Raw genomic sequence first — 17,005 nt, forward strand, 5'->3', positions numbered from 1 at the left:
TGCAGTGCGCGAAAGCAGCATAAATATCTGCATCAACAAACTGCACAACCTCCGACTGTGTCGGGGGAGAGGCGACTAGTTGATCGAAGCGAAAGCTCTAGCGGCGCGGCTCAAGCCGATGCGATGGCTTGCCAGAGCGAGGCGGACGCTTGGATGCCGCGGTGGAAATCTTCCAGCGAGAACTTTTCGTTGGGGCTGTGAGCGGCGTCGTCGTTCTGGCCCCAACCAAGAAGCAAGCAATCGCAATCCAGGACTTCTTGGAATCGTGCCAGGATTGGAATCGAGCCGCCTTCCCGAATCATCACGGGCGGTGTTCCAAAGGCTTGCTCAATCGCGACGCTGGCTGCTTTGGCGTAGCGGCTGTTTGCATCAGCCAGCATTGCGCCGGCACCGTGATCAGGTTTCAAAGTCCAGCGGATACCCGGCGGGCAATGACGCTCGAGGTGAGATTCGATCAGTCCGGTGAGACGTTTTGGGTCTTGGTTGGGCACCAGTCGGAAGCTGAACTTCGCGGACGCTTTGGCTGGTAGAACCGTTTTGACGCCTTCGCCTTGATGTCCCGAGGTCAAACCGTTGATGTCGAGTGACGGGCGAGCCCAGCGTCGTTCATCGGTGGTGTAGCCCGCTTCGCCGTGCAGTTTGGAAGCACCGACGCTGCTCGCGAATTCCTCGTCGTCAGCACCGAGTTGTTTCCAGGCTTCGCGTTCAATGTCGGGAATCGGAGCGACATCGTCGTACAACCCATCGATCGCGATTTTTCCGTCCGCGTCTTTCATGCTGGCCAGCAACTGGCACAGAGCCATGGCGGGATTGGCGACCGCGCCGCCGAAGCTGCCGCTGTGCAGGTCGTGACTCGGTCCGTCGACGAACAATTCGTACGTCGCAATGCCTCGAAGGCCGCAAGTGACCGCGGGGCGGCCTGGTGCGTACTGGCTGCTGTCGCTGACCACGACGACGTCGCAGGCCAGTTTTTCGGCGAGCTCGGGCAACCAATCGTCCAGGTTTTGGCTGCCGACTTCCTCTTCGCCTTCGATCAGGAATTTGATTTGCAGCGGCAATGGTTGGCCGCTGGCGAGCCAGTCGCAAACGCTGTGGATGTGCGTCAGGACTTGGCCTTTGTCGTCCGTCGCGCCACGGGCGAACACTTTGCCGTCGCGGACAACGGGTTCGAACGGCGGGCTGGTCCACAGATCGAGTGGCTCGGGCGGCTGGACGTCGTAGTGTCCATAGACCAGGGCCACGGGGGCACCGGGGACAGGCGGGGTCGAGGCGACCAGCAGTGGGAATCCGTTGGTGGAAATGGACTCGGTTTGTAGGCCGGCCGCATTCATTTTCTCGAGCAACCAATTGGCCGCCTGGTGAACGTCATCGCGGCGGGAGGAATCGCTGCTGATGCTTGGGATTTTCAGCCACTCGATCAATTCGGCTTCGTGACGCTGTTTTCCGTCGTCCAAACGCGACTGAACTTCGGCGGGCAATTGGGAGGCGGAGGAGGAAGATTGTTCGGATTGGGACATCAAATTGCATTGCGAAAGAGAATCGAGCAGCGTGCCGTCGAATGCGGAAAAATCCGTATTTGAGGACTAACAGGTCCATCTGGACGTCTTTACAATAGCATTTCACAAACCAAAACAGGACCACCAAGCGGCAGGATGAGACGCCGCTGTTGCCCCAAATTTCACCAGGAGTTGTTGGAAGCATGTCCGATCATTCCGCCGCCGTTGCCGAGCCCGATGTGGTCACGGAAGAAGAACAACGCAGCGATCGTAAACCGAAACGACAACCGCCCTACCACGTCATTTTGTGGGACGACACCGACCACAGCTATGACTACGTGATTTCGATGATGAAGCGTTTGTTCCGCATGCCCATCGAAAAAGGCTATCAGGTCGCGAAAGAGGTCGACAAAAGCGGCCGCGCGATTTGCATGACCACCACGTTGGAATTGGCGGAACTAAAACGCGACCAAATTCACGCGTTCGGCAAAGACGAACGTTTGGATCGTTGCAAAGGCAGCATGTCCGCCACCATTGAACCTGCTCGCGGCTAAGCGGGCCCGAGGCTGAACGAGCATTCTTTTCTGATGACGGCGAAACTTCGAACCCGCACGCTGGGCTGCAAAGTCAACCAGTACGAAACCGAACTGGTTCGGCAGGGCCTGCAAACAATCGGGTACGAAGACGCCCACGATGGTGAATCGGCTGACCTGTGCATCGTCAACACGTGCACGGTCACCGAGACCGGTGACGCGAAAAGTCGGCAAGTCGTCCGACGTCTGAATCGCGAAAACCCTGATGCCCGGATCGTCGTCATGGGCTGTTACGCCACCCGGGCGCCCGAAGAAGTCAGTGCGTTGCCGGGCGTCGTTGAAGTTCTGACCGACAAGCGAGAACTCGGCGATTTGATGGGCCGCTTCGGCGTCATCGATGTGCCCACCGGATTGTCCGGATTCGCTGGCCGCAAACGGGCCTATGTGAAAGTCCAGGACGGATGTTTGCTCCGTTGCAGTTACTGCATCATCCCGATGGTGCGTCCCAAGCTGCATTCCCGTCCCAGCCAAGAGATCGTCGACGAGGTGACTCGTTTGGTCGATGCCGGACACCGCGAAGTCATCCTGACTGGCATTCACCTGGGCCACTACGGTGTCGACTGGAACCGAAACAAACCGCGTGAGGAATGGGTGCGGTTGGCTCATTTGGTCAAAGATCTGTGTCAGATCCCCGGCCAATTCCGAATTCGAATGAGCAGCATCGAGGCGACCGAAGTCACTCGGGAACTGATTGGCGTGATGGCCGAGTTCCCTGAGAAGGTCGTCCCGCACCTGCACCTGTGTTTGCAATCAGGAAGCGATTCGGTTCTGCGTCGTATGCGTCGACGCTGGGGCACGAAGATGTTTCTCGATCGCTGCCGTCTGCTTCGCGAATCATTGGACCGACCAGCGATCACGACTGACATCATCGCGGGTTTCCCCGGTGAGACCGAAGAGGAATTCGAGCAGACGTTGCGGACCTGCCGCGAAGCTGGTTTTTCAAAGATCCACGCGTTCCCGTATTCTGCTCGTCGAGGCACACCCGCTGCCGAACGTGACGACCAACTCGACAAAGGGTTGATCTCCGAACGAGTCGATCGGTTGGGTGAGGTCGAAGCTGCGCTACGGCAACAGTACTACAAAACGTTGGTCGGTTCCAATTTGGAATTGTTGGTGGAAGAGGTGACACCTGACGGGCGTTTGCAGGGAACCACCTGTCGTTACGCTTTGGGATCGATCGAGCGTCCTGAAAACGTGGGCGAAGCGGATTCCCTTCGCGAAAACGATTTGATCAAAGCACGCGTGGTCCGCGTTCAAGACGATCGATTGGAATTGGCGTGACCTCATCGCCTCGCAAAGACGACGTTGCCACCGTCGATGAATTGAAAGCGATCGTGCATCAGTTCGTTGATGAACGGAATTGGCACGAGTTCCACCAGCCCAAGAATTTGGTGATGTCGCTGGCGATCGAAACCGCTGAGCTGATGGAGCATTTCCAGTGGCTGACGCCGGAAGAATCTGCTCGCGTGAAGGACGACGAGCAAAAGCTTCACGATGTCGGGGAAGAGGTCGCGGATTGCTTGGCGTATCTGCTCGCGATCGCGAACAAGTTGGACATCGATTTGTCGACGACGTTGCGAGCCAAGATGATTCGCAATGCGATCAAATATCCGGTTCCGGACGACGCGTAGGCCAGGTTGCACCTGGCGATGGTTCTTGGCCGGTGCACGTTGGTCTCGCGAAAGCATTCGATGACGGCTCGCTTTGTTCCAAAGCATCGGCGTGGGCGCCGTGTGGAACATGGCCTACGAGCGTTGTGAACCGAATTCTTGGCGAATCCGGCTACGAATTGACATGGCTACCGTAGGCCAGGTTGTACCTGGCGATGGTTCTTGGCCGGTGAACGTTGGTCTCGCGAAAGCGTTTTGTTGACGGCTCGCTTTGTTCCAAAGCATCGGCGTGGGTGCCATGTGGGACATGGCCTACGAGCGTTGTGAATTGGATGTTGGCGAAATCGGCTGCGGTTGGATTGCCGATTGGTTTACGAACCGACGTAGCGGTCGTAAATGGAGCGTGCATGCGGGATGTCTCGGACGCCGCTGATCACTGCTCGGCCGTCACGGAACAGGGTCAGCGTTTGGTTATCCGGCAACTGCAGACGCGTGAAGAAACGAGTCGCTTGGACTGGTGCAACGTCGTTCCATCGTTCGGCAATCTTGGTCAAGTCAATGCGGCGACTTCCGCCGGGGATTTGCACCGCGTTTCGACCGCAAAGTGTTTCCGCTTGTGAGACGCCGACTTCGGCGGCATCAAGAAATTCTAGTTGTCCACCCGAGCAAGCCGGGCATTGGTTCGACAGGTTTTCGTCGATGGCGATCTCTCGGATTTGATTTCGCCACAGATCGATCGATAGCACTCGCGGGTTGATGGCGGATGAATTGCCGGAGAGAAATTTTAGAGCTTCGGACGATTGCAGGCTGGCGATCAAGTGAGTCGCCGGGCCGATCACTCCTGCTGTGTCGCAAGTTTCCACCTCGCCGGGGTCAGGAACGTCGGGGACAAGGCAACGGAAGCACGGTGACACGCCATTGAAGAAACGGACTTGTCCATTGGCACCCACGCAGCCTCCGTGCACCCAAGGCGTGCCAGTCGAAAGCGACCAATCGTTGAGCAGCAAACGCAGGGTAAAGTTGTCGGCTGCGTCGATGACCAAGTCGACGTCGCGAAGGTGTTCGGCGATGTTGGCCGGGTGGATGTCGGCGACGACTTCTTCGATCACAACGCTGGAGTTGATGCGGCGAAGATGACCTGCCGCGGCTTCGGCTTTGGCGAGGGCTTGCTCCGCGTCGGATTCAACGTAGAGACTTTGGCGTTGCAGGTTGCTCCATTCGATCAGGTCACGATCGATCAGGCGGATTCGACCGACACCGGCTCGGACCAGCAATTCCGATGCGACGGAGCCGAGCGCACCGCAACCCAGAATTGCGACATGTGCGGATTGGATTTGTGCCTGGCCCGATTCACCGATCGAGGCGAATTGTGCTTGGCGGACGTAACGATCGTTCGGGTCGGAGATCGCCATTGAAAATCAAGCACCAAGAAAGCAAAACGAGTGGGCTTGTAAGCCGGGTTCTGTGCCGATGCGAGGCATCGACGGTGACCATTTATCTGTGCACGACGATTGCTCGTCGCCTCCACTGCGACCTACCCGGGTGTCGATAACGAGGCGGGCCGCCTCGATGATGCACCCTGTTTGGTCTAGCTCCGGATGGGGTTTACCGAGCCGATCAAGTCACCTTGATCGCTGGTGCGCTCTTACCGCACCGTTTCACCCTCACCACGCATGACACCGCAAGCGGTGCCATCGTTCGGCGGTCTGCTCTCTGCTGCACTTTCCCTGGCCTCACGACCGGTCGACGTTATCGACCATCCTGCCCTTCGGAGCCCGGACTTTCCTCCAGCCGGAAACGCGGGAACCGCGAACCGTGCCAGCGGTCACCCCGCCCACTCGTCTTGCAACGACCAGGATAGCATGCGGGCTATTTTGCAACAGCCAAGTTCTGCGAACGCAGTCCAGTCACGTATTCGTGGGCCACGTTCATGACCTCTTTGTTGTAATACGTGTCACGGAAGATCTCATCGTTGTTGAGGACTTCATCGAGTTCCTCTTCTTCGGCTTCCGTTTGGGCCTTGCGTTCGGCTCGACGACGCAGGAATTCCTCTTCGTTCAGCGAAATGCTCTTCTGATCCTTTTCGCGAACGTACAACTCGATGCGACGCATCAGTTCGCTGAATTCCTTGTCCTGCTGGACTCGGTTGGCGGAATTGATGCGAAGTGAGTTGAGCAGGCTGTCCGGCGTCATGGCGTACAAGCTGTGCTTGGCCAACGGCACCTTGTCGAATTCCAATGCGTATTCGAGGTCACCTTCGGCAACGGGAAGCTTGCTGGTCATGCTTGGAAGCACCAAGTCAGCTTCGACCCCTTTCAGCTGAGTGCTCTCGCCATCGGGCAGATAGAACTGTTGCAACGTGACCTTCAGTGCACCGTAGTTCGCGTTGTTATTGCGGAACAGGCTTTGTCCGATGTCCATCAGCGTTTGAACGGTTCCCTTGCCGTGGGTGGCTGGGTCACCGACCACGATGCCGCGGTGATAGTCTTTGATTGCACCGGCGAAGATCTCGCTGGCACTCGCACTCAGTTTGCTGGTCACGACAACCAAGGGGCCGTCCCAGACGGTGCCGCTTTGATCGTCCGAGTATTGCTGCACCGATCCGTCCGAGTTCTTGACTTGGACAACGGGGCCACGATCGATGAACAATCCGGTTAGGCTGATCGCTTCGGTCAAACTGCCGCCGCCGTTGCGAGTCAGGTCGAGGACCACGCCGCCAACGTTTTGTTCTTTGAAGTCTCGCAGGATTCGTTCGACGTCGCGTGTGCTGCTGCGATAGTCCACTTCGTTTCGACGAGCGGCTTCCATGTCCATGTAGAAGCTGGGCAGATTGATGTAGCCCAATTTAACTTTGCCTTGTCCTGGCATCTCGTGGTCGATGACTTCACCGCGAGCGGCGGAGTCTTCGAGTTCGATGCGAGCACGGACAATTTTGAAGATCTCTTCGTTGCCGGTTCCGCCAGGACGAACGGCCAAGCGAACAACGCTGCCAGCACGGCCGCGAATGAGTTTGACGACTTCCTTCAGAGGCATTTCCACGATGTCGACCATGGGGCCTTCGGCGTCTTGGCCGACGGCGACGATCACGTCATCGGGTTTCAGTTTGCCGTGTGAATCAGCCGCTCCACCAGGAATGACCTGACGAACAACCGTCGTGCCATCTTTTTCACCCAAGGAAGCACCGATGCCGTCCAAATTCAGACGCATACTGATCGCGAAATCTTCCAGCGTTGCTGGCGACATGTAAGTCGAGTGAGGGTCGTAGCCGTTGGTCACCGACGACAGGAACAGTTCCAGCAAATCATCGGAGCTGGTTTGTTTCCAACGGCGAGCGTAACGGGCGTATCGGCGACGCAGTTGGTCCTTGGCGTCAGCCATGATTTCGTCCTTGGACATCTCAGGTTCGTCAGAGTCTGAGTCGTCCGATTTTTCGTTTCGCAGGTCGAGCAACGCGAGTTTGATCTGACGACGCCAGCGGTCGCGAGCTTCGTCTGCGTCGCGAGCAAATTGAGTGGCATCGCGATCGATGATGATTTGTTCGTCACGGGTGAAATCGAACTCGCCATCGAGCAATTCCATCACCACGGCAACACGTTCATCGACACGCTGAGTGAATCGTCCATAGATGTAGTAGGCCAAGCTGAGGTCGCCCAAGCGAACTTGGTCATCGACCACTTCGGAGTAGCGATTGAATTCGTCGACATCGCTCTGAAGGAAGTACAGCTTCATCGGGTCGAAGGATTCGAGAAACAAATCCAAAGCTCGGCGACTGATCTCGTCGTTAAGGTCTTTGCCCGAAACGTGATTGCTGGGCATCAGTTGGGCGATCAGCTTCGCGATCACTTTGTCCTGAGGCGAGGGCTGGGGCGGAGCAGCTTGTTCCGGTGCAGCTCGTTCGACGGTTCGTTCCTGCGCGGTGGCGGGAAGTTGAATCAGTGTGGAACCAATGCACCCCACCGCGAGCAACGCGACGGGAAGGATTTGACGAAACGACATAGATCACGATCGGGTGAAAGGAAAAACCGACAGAGTTAGGAGGAATGCGTGCCTACCAAAATAGGGCATTCAGGCAGACTGCGCGCGTCCGTCCAGTTCGATGTTAGGAGTGTGGCGAAAAAACGGCAACCTTGATTTCCCAATGTCCCCAGAGGGGCAGGATCCGCTTGCGGCGTGCCAAACGACCGCCGGACGCTGGTTGGGTATGGTTGATTCCACCTTGATACTTCGGTTCAACCCCGGTCGCGGTTCACAGGACTGACGTCGATCGCCATTTTTCCGCGGGCCAAACGGAAAATTTCCCCAAAACAGTCTCCTGTTCGGTCAAACGCTCAAATCCATCGAGCAGCGGATCGGTCGCGTAGTGATAGGCGGATGCCGTCCACGTTTGCGGGAAAGCGGGCAGGTTGGCTGGTTGGAGATGGGACGGTGAGACCAGATTGGCTTGCAATTCAATTCGGTCGTACAAGTTCGGGGGTCCCGGTTGATTGGTGACCTCAATCTCATCCAAAACTCCGGTCACTCGCTCAGCGTCTCGCTTGGCAAAGAACCAACATTCGCCGCCGACCCGCTGATTTCCCGGTCGCAGGGCGGGGTAATCTTCGCGGCCGAACAAGGTGCCCTGAACCCAAGCCGGGTGAACTCCCAGCGGGGTGGCCGGCCAACAATGTTGGCGGCATTGGCCTTGGCACAGCGTCCCGTAGACAAAGTAAACGGCCACGTCGTCGGGATTCTCCGGGATCATGCCGGCATAGGAATTCGGATTCATTCAGTTCGAACTTCTATCTGCGAAGAGTATGGCGATGTGGAATGGCGTCGGGGATGAACTCGGTGAATTGTCCCAGGTTCTGTATTGTCCCTGGAACGAGGCCTTTGAAAAGCAATCAGTTCATTTTGGCATGGCAGATTCATCGCTGATACAATGGGCGATCCCCTTCCAATGCTGTCCAAGCACCCTCCCCTTCCACCTGCGATGGCGACTTGGTCGCCGATGAGACTTCGTTTGCCGCAGAATCTTCGCCTGTTTGCTTGTTTGCGATTGGTTAGGTGAGATCTCAGCGAGCGGATCTTGATTGGTCTCGCCGAACAAATTGAATGAAACCAATGGCTACCGAATCGTTTTCTCTTCGAAGCTGTTGCCCTCGAACTTTCTTGCCAGTCTTGTTGGCGGGGATGGTCTGGATATTGGCGGCCGCCGACCACGTGACTTCCGCAGAGGAAGTCTCGTTCAATCAAGACATCCGCAGCGTGCTATCGGACAAATGCTTTCTGTGTCACGGACCGGATGAATCGACCCGAGAGGCTGGTTTGCGTTTGGATGTTCGATCCGAAGCGGTCGATGGTGGCGTGATCGTCCCAGGCGATGCCGACGCCAGCGAATTGCTGGCTCGGATCACCAGCGACGATCCCGGTTTGGTGATGCCACCGCCCAGCACCGGTAAATCGATCACTGAGGCCGAACGCATCGCGATCGAGCGTTGGGTCGATCAAGGTGCCGCCTATGAAGAACACTGGGCCTACGTCCCGCCACGAGTCCCAGAGATTCCCAACGTTTCCAATTCGCAGTGGTGTCGCAACGACATCGATCGATTTGTGTTGGCGCGTTTGGAAGCGGAAGGTCGTTCTCCCAACCCGCCCGCAGACCGGGCGACGTTGCTGCGTCGTTTGTATTTGGACCTGACCGGATTGCCACCCACGCTCGAAACGTTGGATCAAGTCGCAATGTCGGACGATCCAGATGCGATGGTGCAGCAGCAAATTGACGCAATGCTCGAATCCGTTTCCTTTGGCGAACGCTGGGCACGTTGGTGGCTCGACGCGGCACGCTACGCCGATTCGGCGGGCTATGAAAAAGACATGCAGCGGAACGTTTGGTTCTATCGCGACTGGGTGATCGACGCGATGCACCGCGATATGCCCTACGACCAATTCGTCATCCAGCAGATCGCGGGTGACTTGTTGCCTGGTGCAACACAGAGTCAACGCGTTGCGACCGGGTTTTTGCGAAACTCAATGACCAACGAAGAAGGCGGTGCCGACCCCGAGCAATTTCGCGTCGAAGGCATGTTTGACCGGATGGATGCGATCGGCAAATCAGTGCTGGGCATCACCACTCAGTGTGCCCAATGCCACACGCACAAATACGATCCGATCAGCCACCACGAATATTACGAAATGTTCGCGGCGCTGAATGATTTTCACGAAGCTTGCATCACTGTTTTTACGCCGGAGCAAGCCGAGCAACGTGATCATGTGTTGTCTTCGATTGACGCTGCGACAAAACAGTTTCAACGCGACCACGCTGATTGGCGAAGTCTGGTTGCGCAGTGGGCTCGCACACGAGCGGGACGCGATACTACGTGGACGACGCTGCATCCCACGACGGTTCCATTCGAAGGGCAGAAGTTCAATGTGTTGGAAGATGGTTCCATCGTCAGTGAAAGCTATGCACCGACCAAAGCCAGCAATGACTTCACGCTGACCACGCACGTGGGCACGATCACCGCGGTGCGATTGGATGCTTTGACCCATCCGCAATTGCCTCGTGGTGGACCCGGACGCAGCATCGACGGCACGGGAGCCTTGACCGAGTTCAAACTCAACATCGCTCCGCTTTCAAAAGAAAAAAATGGTGACCGCAAACCAGCGGTATCGGTGAAGTTCGTTCGAGCCTTCAGCGATGCCAACCCGCAACGCAGCAGGTTGAAACCACAGTACCGCAATCGAGACGCTGACAAAGACGAGCGAGTGGTGGGACCACCGGGATACGCGATCGATGGCGATGAGGCCACGGCTTGGACAACCGATATCGGACCCGGACGCAGCAATCAATCTCGTCACATCGTCTTTGTGCCCGAGACTCCCGTCGTGATCGATGACGACGCCGAGGTCACTTTCATCTTGGTGCAAAAGCACGGCGGTTGGAACAGCGACGACAACCAAAATTTCTTGATCGGTCGTTATCGCGTTAGCGTCACCGATGCGGCTGAGTTGCCGGCCCAAGCGGTTCTCACCGAATCCGAATCCGTTTTGGCGATGAACCCGGATGACTGGACGGACTCACAGGCGAAGCTGGCACTGGCCGCTTGGCATCGTGCGATCGCGTTGGGTGAATTAGCGGGTGAATCGGCGGGCGATGATACGACCCGCTCGGCCATCGAAAACGATTTGCTGAGTTTGGATTCCAAGATCGAATCGCTTTGGCAGCAATTCCCAGAGACAACCACGCAACTGGTCGCGCAGGCCACCCAGCGGCCTCGCGAAACGTTTGTGTTCTCACGTGGCGACTTCTTGAGTCCGACCGATGCAGTGCAGCCTGACGCACCTGACTTCTTGCACGCGATGCCGAACGATGGTGCACCGGACCGGCTGCGATTCGCGAAATGGTTGGTGGCCAATGACTCACCGACCACCGCGCGAGTGATCGTCAATCGAATGTGGCAGGCATACTTCGGTCGTGGTTTGGTCTCGACGCCGGAAGATTTTGGTTTTCAATCGTCCGCTCCGAGTCATCCGGAGTTGCTGGATTACCTGGCGACTGAATTGATGCAAAACGGTTGGCGACTCAAACACATTCATCGTTTGATTGTTGAGTCAGCGACTTACCGTCAATCATCCATCGCTCCCGCGGATGCTTGGCGAGATGACCCAGACAATGAGTTGCTCGCCCGTGGACCACGACATCGCGTCGAAGCCGAGATGGTTCGTGATTTGGCGCTGTCGGTCAGTGGGTTATTGAATGAATCCGTGGGTGGACCGAGCGTTTATCCGCCGGCACCAGCATTTCTGTTTGAGCCACCAACCAGCTACGGTCCCAAGATTTGGAATACCTCGACAGGTACCGACCAGTACCGTCGCAGTCTGTACGTGCATCAGTACCGCAGCATCCCGTATCCGCCGCTGCAAGTTTTCGACGCACCCAAAGGCGATGCGGCTTGTGTTCGTCGCGAACAGAGCAACACGCCGCTTCAGTCTTTGGTGTTGATGAATGAACCGCAGTTCGTTGACGCAGCAAGGGCTTTCGCGGCACGTATTCTTCGCGAATCGCCAGACGATGATGCGGAACGAATTCAATTCGCGTTTCGATTGTGCACAAGCCGCGTGCCTGATGACGAGGAAGTTCAGATCTTGCTTCGGTTGCTACAAGAGCAACGGGAACACATCGCCGATGGCAACCTGGACCTGCAGGAACTGCTGGGGGTGCCCGCGGGGTTGTGCCATCAGTTGACCGGATTCGAGGCGACCGAGTTGGCGGCATGGATGACCGTCAGTCGCACGATTTTGAACTTGGATGAAACGATCACCAAATCATGAAGTCTTTCAACATGTCTTACGCTCAACCGATCCGTCCAAATTCTGCCGACCCATCTCGATTCGCTATGGGATTGGATTTGTTACGTCGACGATGGTTCCTGCAGCAGTGCGGACTCGGGTTGGGACACATTGCGCTGACGAGCTTGATGGCCGAAGCCGGAGACCTGGAACTGGCAGGCCCGGATCGGTCGGCGGTGGATCCCATGGCACCGAAGGCTCCGCATTTCCCCGCGAAAATCAAGAACGTCATTTTGTTGTTCATGGGCGGCGGACCCAGCCAGTTCGAAATGTTCGACTACAAACCAGCGCTGGAGCGGCTGGATGGAACCTTGCCGCCACCCGAGTTGCTGGATGGTTATCGAGCCGCGTTCATCAATCCCAATTCCAAATTGCTGGGACCCAAGTTCAAGTTTGAAAAGAAGGGGTCAGCCGGCACGCACATCAGCGAGTTGTTGCCTCACACCGCCGGTATGCTCGATGACATTTGTCTGATTCGGTCGATGAAGACCGACGCGTTCAATCATGCTCCCGCGCAGTTGATGATGAGCACCGGTTCGCAGCAGTTCGGTCGGCCGAGCATGGGATCTTGGACCACCTATGGGCTCGGCAGCGAGTCTCGCGATTTGCCTGCTTACGTTGTGTTCAACAGCGGCAAGAAGGGACCGAGTGCTGGAGCTGGAAATTGGAACTCGGGTTTCCTGCCGTCGTTGCATTCGGGCGTCGAGTTCCGAAGCAGCGGTGATCCGGTGCTGTATCTTTCCAACCCGCCCGGCATGAGCGATTGGTCACAACGTCAATCGTTGCAGACCGTCAACGAGCTGAACCGGCGACGCTTGGACGTGGTCGGTGATCCCGAAATCGCCACTCGCATCAACGGCTATGAGATGGCATACCGGATGCAATCGAGTGCCCCCGAAGCGATGGCACTGTCCGATGAGCCAGAACACATCTTGAAGTTGTACGGCGCCGAACCCGGCAAGATGTCATTTGCAAACAACTGTTTGTTGGCGCGACGTTTGGTCCAACGAGGCGTCCGTTTTGTGCAGTTGTTCCATGAGTCATGGGATCAGCACGGTGGTTTGACGGGAGGCTTGAAGCAGAATTGTGGCGACACCGATCAGGCTTGTGCCGCTTTGGTGAAGGACTTGAAGCAACAAGGCATGTTGGATGAAACGCTGGTGATTTGGGGCGGTGAGTTTGGCCGCACCCCAATGGTTCAAGGAGGCAACGACGGTCGCGATCACCATCCCAATTCGTTCAGCATGTGGATGGCCGGCGGTGGGCTGAAGTCGGGCTTGGCTTACGGACAAACCGATGAGCTGGGGTTCGATGTCGCGGAGAACCCGGTGCACGTGCATGACTTGCACGCGACCATTCTGCACTTGCTTGGGTTTGACCACAAACAACTGACCTATCGTTTCCAAGGTCGTGATTATCGACTGACCGATGTGCACGGCGAGCTCGTTCACGACATCTTGGCGTGACGACGCCTCCAGCGGGCGCATGAAAAAACCTCGCGGTTCTTTGAAACGCGAGGTTGGTTGTTTTCGACGGGACGAATTCAGCTGACCGAAGTCAGGGCGTCCTGCAAAGCGGCTTTGGGGCGAACACCAACGAAGGTGTCAGCGATTTCGCCGTTCTTGAACAGCAACAAAGTTGGGATGCTGTTGATGCCGAACTTTTGTGCGGCACCTGGGTTATCGTCGATGTTGACTTTGCCAATCTTGACGCCAGGATTTTCCGAAGCGAGTTCGTCGATCATGGGTGCAATTTGACGGCAAGGACCACACCATGGAGCCCAAAAATCAACCAGCACGGGGCTGTCGCTTTTGAGGACTTCGGAATCGAAATTGTCGTCGTTGAATTCTTTGACTGCTTCTGAGGCCATGGCCAAGGTCCTTGAACGTAACGGTGTTATTGGAAGGGTGATTTTAGAACCCGTTGGCAAACTGTCAATTTGCCTATCGGGGGTTTTGGGGTCTCTCGGACAACCTGCCGCTGGGAGCGATTTCAGTCGTGATCTACGAAGTGAAACGCATCGTATCGGGAGGGAGCGTCCTCAATATGAAATGCCCATTTTTGATGAAGGCTCGCCAAATTGGTTTTCGCGGGCCCTGAAAACGGTGCTTTGCGAGCTAAATGGAATGCAAAGCCTGCGCCAACTGCCCGAGAATGATCGCGGTCGCTCCCCAGACTTGCACCGAACCGTGGTGAAATGCGGGCGCCGCGAAAGTCAATTGACCGGCGACGGTGTCGGGTTGGGTCGCAGATCGAAGCGATTTGGTTTGTTGAATCATGTCAATTTGACATGCTTTTTCTGCCTCCAACTGCCGAGAAGTCGCGATGGGAGTTTGTTGCAGGACCGTCTGAATCGGGAAATCGATCACTTCGTCGACCTCCCCAGGATCGGGCTGCCAATTTTGGTTTGGCGGATCGATCACGAACACGATTGGTGTGACCAAGTTGTCGCTGGCGTAGACATATTGGCGAGGCAAATTGCCACAGCACCGATGCACGTGGGCTGAACCGCCGAGTTCTTCTTCGAATTCTCGCAGTGCCGCACGGGGTGGCGTTTCGCCGCGTTCAATGCGTCCGCCGGGAAAACAGATCTGGCCTCCGTGATGTCGCAACGTTGTCGGACGCCGCGTCAACGGAATGGTCCATTCGCCACTGGCAGGGTCTTGGAACAAGCAAACTGCCACCGCTGCATGACGCGAAGAACACCGGTGTGGTCCACGGTGACGACCGTAAGCCAGATGCGGGGCCATCTCGCAACCGAAGTCTCGGTTCAGCGACCACGGCGGCAGTGCTTTGGCAGTTGACGGTGCAGAATCGCTGGGCAGCAGTTGCTGCGTCAGTCGATCAGCCAACCGGTCCACATCCTTTGGCAGATCGCTGGTCAGTGAGGCCGCCATGGATGGGTTGGTGATCGGTGGCTGGGGGCAATTGACGGAATGGACGAGGCCACGAGTCCTTGCGGACGGGGCACGTTGCCTCGTCCACTACCAGGATACTTTGTGACCGAAATTTATCGTTGAAGGTTCACGCGAGGAGTTAGATCAACGTCTCGAGCAAACGTCGCAGCTTGCGAAGTTCGACTCGGTGGTCGTATTCGTCCATCGGGGTCATGTCGACGGTCAAAGCACGCGTGTACTTTTCACGTTCCAACTGGGTGACCAGTTTGCCGTAGTCAACTTCGCCTTGGCCCACGCTGACTTGAAACGCGTCTTTGCGAGTGTCGCGGAGGTGAACGTTGTGGACGAATTTCAGGATTTGATCGAATCCCTTGCCACCGGCCATGGTCTTGCCCGCGGTCGGATTTTCGTGAGCGGCAACCAATGGAACGCTGGGGTCGAGCGTCACGCCCAATCCGTCGACGTTGTTGCAAAGCACCAACAGGGTGTCCGGATCTTCGCTGAGGCAACCCAGCATCGAACGCACGTTGACGCGAACGCCTTCGCCTTCCGCGATCGCGACCAACCGTCGCAGGTGTTCGACTTCTTCGTTGAAGGGCGTGCCTTTTTCGCTGGACGGAACCGCGATGTTCACGACCTTGGTCGCTTTCGCGATCCGGCAGATGCCCTCGAAATCGGTGTAGTGTTGTTCGCCGGTTGATCCCAGTTCAACGCTGTAGCCACTGATTTCCAAACGGTGGGTGTGACGCAGCAATTGAATGCCACGGTCCTCATCGCTCAGCACATCGCTGGGGCGGCAGTGGGTGGACGACTCATGGATCGCGATCTCAATCGCAGTGAAATCCAGATCCTGAAGCAGTTCGATCGAGGCCTGCAATTCAAGGTCTGGCCAGCATCGGGTCGAAGCAGCAACAAACACGCGGGAATCCTTTCAACAAAAAATCAATGAATCAGCGACCGCATTGTGGGGCCGCATCAAGTTTACCTATTTAGGAAAGTCTGCGTTACTGGTGTAGTCTCCGCAGAGTCTCCATGTCAATTCGTTTTGAGCGGCTTCTTCAGGCCGCTTCGTTGAAGAGCTCGCCACCACCGCGATTTTGTTTCTGGCCGCTTTTGGCGCTGGGCTTGCCATAGGTCGGTGGTGCGGCGACGCCGGCCAATCGGTCGAGCATCTCGGATTGGAACTGCGTCAGGTGATACTGACAGACGAACAACGCGTTGGCACGTTGGTGCGTGGTTTTGATTTGCTCGGCCGCTTCGCCGCATCGTTTTGCCAACCGGGCGTCTTCGATGCGTCGGGATGACAGCAGCTTTTCGGACAAGCTGAGTCCGTTGGCAGGTGCATCCTCATCGCGAAGCAATACGTCGCGACGTTCCACCATGGCCTCCAGTTGCGAAATCGTTTCGGCCAACTTGGCGGTGGATTCGTCGACTTCGTTGGGTCGAAGATTGATGGTGCGGACGCGAGTCTCGTCCAGGATCAGGTCCATCGCCTCGGTGATTTGAACCAGATCGTCGACATAATCGGAGACCCGTTGAGTCCATGATTCATGAGCAGACATAGAGTTGGTCATCGTTCAATAGAAGGGCGGTCGGGAAAGGATTCGGTGGATATGGAACGAGAGAAACGGGTGAGCTTCACCGGTGAACGTTGCGGCTCACTCGATCATGCTCGGCGTTGCATTTGAAAGAGTTGATACATCGGTTCGGCGATCGTTTCCGATGATGCGTCCGACATGGCTTCGACGAGGTGCTGGTCCATTTGTTGTTGAAAAACCTCCTCGGTTCGCCCGCCATGGAAGTAGGCGGGTTTGCCAACCGATTCACGCATGGTCGACAACATGCTGCCAAACAACGTTTGTCCGACGAAGTCACCAAAGGCTTCCTTCAGCGGTTCTTCCTCTTTGCCGTCCGTACCAATCGTTTTGGAATTGGAAAGGGCGTCCAGATTGGCTCTGGCTTCGCCGCTGTGTGGCATGGGCAACGAGGTTGCTTGCAACGACGACAGGCGGGATGACGAAAGCGGTGTCATGGCGGGTTCGACCTCAGGATCGAGAGTCGGCGATGGGAGGGCGGCATGG

General features: G+C 56.6%; 15 protein-coding genes, 1 other RNA gene and 1 pseudogene. 5 read left to right on the plus strand and 12 right to left on the minus strand.

What is annotated here, in order from left to right; all coding sequences use genetic code 11:
• Nucleotides 1-110: 110 nt before the first annotated feature.
• A complete protein-coding gene (locus RE6C_RS15360; RefSeq protein WP_008657915.1) occupies nucleotides 111-1,517 on the minus strand; it encodes a dipeptidase in 1,407 nt (468 codons plus the stop codon).
• A gap of 182 nt (nucleotides 1,518-1,699) precedes the next feature.
• Between RE6C_RS15360 and RE6C_RS15365 the strand changes: the two genes are divergently transcribed.
• Genes RE6C_RS15365 through RE6C_RS15375 form a run of 3 tightly spaced genes read left to right on the plus strand, consistent with a single transcriptional unit; the run spans nucleotide 1,700 to nucleotide 3,720 of the window.
• A complete protein-coding gene (locus RE6C_RS15365) occupies nucleotides 1,700-2,050 on the plus strand; it encodes an ATP-dependent Clp protease adaptor ClpS (RefSeq protein ID WP_007329331.1) in 351 nt (116 codons plus the stop codon).
• Between the two features lie 33 nt (nucleotides 2,051-2,083).
• Nucleotides 2,084-3,370 (plus strand): tRNA (N(6)-L-threonylcarbamoyladenosine(37)-C(2))-methylthiotransferase MtaB, encoded by a 1,287-nt coding sequence (gene mtaB / locus RE6C_RS15370; protein ID WP_008657916.1) that lies wholly within the window; start codon nucleotides 2,084-2,086, stop codon nucleotides 3,368-3,370.
• A complete protein-coding gene (locus RE6C_RS15375) occupies nucleotides 3,367-3,720 on the plus strand; it encodes a nucleotide pyrophosphohydrolase (protein WP_008657917.1) in 354 nt (117 codons plus the stop codon). The genes mtaB and RE6C_RS15375 overlap by 4 nt, the downstream gene beginning before the upstream one ends.
• A gap of 151 nt (nucleotides 3,721-3,871) precedes the next feature.
• On the opposite strand, the gene RE6C_RS33565 is transcribed toward RE6C_RS15375, so the two are convergent.
• From RE6C_RS33565 to RE6C_RS15395, 6 genes and pseudogenes are all read right to left on the minus strand, one after another.
• Nucleotides 3,872-3,979 (minus strand): hypothetical protein, encoded by a 108-nt coding sequence (locus RE6C_RS33565; protein ID WP_390175921.1) that lies wholly within the window; start codon nucleotides 3,977-3,979, stop codon nucleotides 3,872-3,874.
• Nucleotides 3,954-4,028 (minus strand): annotated as a pseudogene (locus RE6C_RS33570) (hypothetical protein); the annotation flags it as partial. The pseudogene RE6C_RS33570 and the gene RE6C_RS33565, both read right to left, overlap by 26 nt.
• A gap of 42 nt (nucleotides 4,029-4,070) precedes the next feature.
• On the minus strand, nucleotides 4,071-5,111 hold the full coding sequence (locus RE6C_RS15380; protein ID WP_008657920.1) for a ThiF family adenylyltransferase: 1,041 nt from the start codon (nucleotides 5,109-5,111) through the stop codon (nucleotides 4,071-4,073).
• 23 nt (nucleotides 5,112-5,134) lie between these two features.
• Nucleotides 5,135-5,540: RNase P RNA component class A (gene rnpB, locus RE6C_RS29505), an RNA gene on the minus strand.
• 28 nt (nucleotides 5,541-5,568) lie between these two features.
• Entirely contained in the window at nucleotides 5,569-7,695 is a 2,127-nt protein-coding gene (locus tag RE6C_RS15385) for a carboxy terminal-processing peptidase (RefSeq protein ID WP_008657921.1), read from the minus strand.
• Between the two features lie 250 nt (nucleotides 7,696-7,945).
• Nucleotides 7,946-8,464: a gamma-glutamylcyclotransferase family protein gene (locus RE6C_RS15395; RefSeq protein WP_008657924.1), complete on the minus strand. Its 519-nt coding sequence runs from the start codon at nucleotides 8,462-8,464 to the stop codon at nucleotides 7,946-7,948.
• Nucleotides 8,465-8,790: 326 nt separating this feature from the next.
• Between RE6C_RS15395 and RE6C_RS15400 the strand changes: the two genes are divergently transcribed.
• Together RE6C_RS15400 and RE6C_RS15405 are read left to right on the plus strand one after the other, a co-directional pair.
• Nucleotides 8,791-12,009, plus strand: coding sequence for a PSD1 and planctomycete cytochrome C domain-containing protein (locus RE6C_RS15400; protein ID WP_008657927.1), 3,219 nt, complete (start codon nucleotides 8,791-8,793; stop codon nucleotides 12,007-12,009).
• Nucleotides 12,006-13,493, plus strand: coding sequence for a DUF1501 domain-containing protein (locus RE6C_RS15405; protein ID WP_008657928.1), 1,488 nt, complete (start codon nucleotides 12,006-12,008; stop codon nucleotides 13,491-13,493). The genes RE6C_RS15400 and RE6C_RS15405 overlap by 4 nt, the downstream gene beginning before the upstream one ends.
• Before the next feature lie 77 nt (nucleotides 13,494-13,570).
• Here the strand turns inward: RE6C_RS15405 and trxA are convergent, their stop codons facing one another.
• The 5 genes from trxA to RE6C_RS15430 form a co-directional block, all read right to left on the minus strand.
• Nucleotides 13,571-13,897, minus strand: a complete 327-nt coding sequence (gene trxA, locus RE6C_RS15410) for a thioredoxin (protein ID WP_007329897.1) — start codon at nucleotides 13,895-13,897, stop codon at nucleotides 13,571-13,573.
• 247 nt (nucleotides 13,898-14,144) lie between these two features.
• The gene (locus tag RE6C_RS15415; protein ID WP_008657932.1) at nucleotides 14,145-14,924 is read right to left on the minus strand and encodes an NUDIX hydrolase; all 780 of its coding nucleotides are present in this window, start codon (nucleotides 14,922-14,924) and stop codon (nucleotides 14,145-14,147) included.
• Nucleotides 14,925-15,063: 139 nt separating this feature from the next.
• A complete protein-coding gene (locus RE6C_RS15420) occupies nucleotides 15,064-15,843 on the minus strand; it encodes a sugar phosphate isomerase/epimerase family protein (RefSeq protein ID WP_007340410.1) in 780 nt (259 codons plus the stop codon).
• A 139-nt stretch (nucleotides 15,844-15,982) separates the two neighbouring features.
• Complete coding sequence (locus RE6C_RS15425; RefSeq protein ID WP_008657935.1) at nucleotides 15,983-16,486, minus strand: hypothetical protein; 504 nt, start codon at nucleotides 16,484-16,486, stop codon at nucleotides 15,983-15,985.
• Between the two features lie 104 nt (nucleotides 16,487-16,590).
• Nucleotides 16,591-16,956, minus strand: coding sequence for a rod-binding protein (locus tag RE6C_RS15430; RefSeq protein ID WP_007331516.1), 366 nt, complete (start codon nucleotides 16,954-16,956; stop codon nucleotides 16,591-16,593).
• Nucleotides 16,957-17,005 lie beyond the last annotated feature (49 nt).

Source organism: Rhodopirellula europaea 6C, from assembly GCF_000338295.1.
GTDB lineage: Bacteria > Planctomycetota > Planctomycetia > Pirellulales > Pirellulaceae > Rhodopirellula > Rhodopirellula europaea.

Bases quoted from the DNA above. Each gene is read 5' to 3' on its own strand.
- RE6C_RS15425 (WP_008657935.1), bottom strand. From the start codon at position 16,486: ATGTCTGCTCATGAATCATGGACTCAACGGGTCTCCGATTATGTCGAC.
- RE6C_RS15380 (WP_008657920.1), bottom strand. From the start codon at position 5,111: ATGGCGATCTCCGACCCGAACGATCGTTACGTCCGCCAAGCACAATTC.
- RE6C_RS15395 (WP_008657924.1), bottom strand. From the start codon at position 8,464: ATGAATCCGAATTCCTATGCCGGCATGATCCCGGAGAATCCCGACGAC.
- mtaB (WP_008657916.1), top strand. From the start codon at position 2,084: ATGACGGCGAAACTTCGAACCCGCACGCTGGGCTGCAAAGTCAACCAG.
- RE6C_RS15405 (WP_008657928.1), top strand. From the start codon at position 12,006: ATGAAGTCTTTCAACATGTCTTACGCTCAACCGATCCGTCCAAATTCT.
- RE6C_RS15430 (WP_007331516.1), bottom strand. From the start codon at position 16,956: ATGACACCGCTTTCGTCATCCCGCCTGTCGTCGTTGCAAGCAACCTCG.
- RE6C_RS15415 (WP_008657932.1), bottom strand. From the start codon at position 14,924: ATGGCGGCCTCACTGACCAGCGATCTGCCAAAGGATGTGGACCGGTTG.
- RE6C_RS15385 (WP_008657921.1), bottom strand. From the start codon at position 7,695: ATGTCGTTTCGTCAAATCCTTCCCGTCGCGTTGCTCGCGGTGGGGTGC.
- RE6C_RS15400 (WP_008657927.1), top strand. From the start codon at position 8,791: ATGAAACCAATGGCTACCGAATCGTTTTCTCTTCGAAGCTGTTGCCCT.
- trxA (WP_007329897.1), bottom strand. From the start codon at position 13,897: ATGGCCTCAGAAGCAGTCAAAGAATTCAACGACGACAATTTCGATTCC.
- RE6C_RS15365 (WP_007329331.1), top strand. From the start codon at position 1,700: ATGTCCGATCATTCCGCCGCCGTTGCCGAGCCCGATGTGGTCACGGAA.
- RE6C_RS15360 (WP_008657915.1), bottom strand. From the start codon at position 1,517: ATGTCCCAATCCGAACAATCTTCCTCCTCCGCCTCCCAATTGCCCGCC.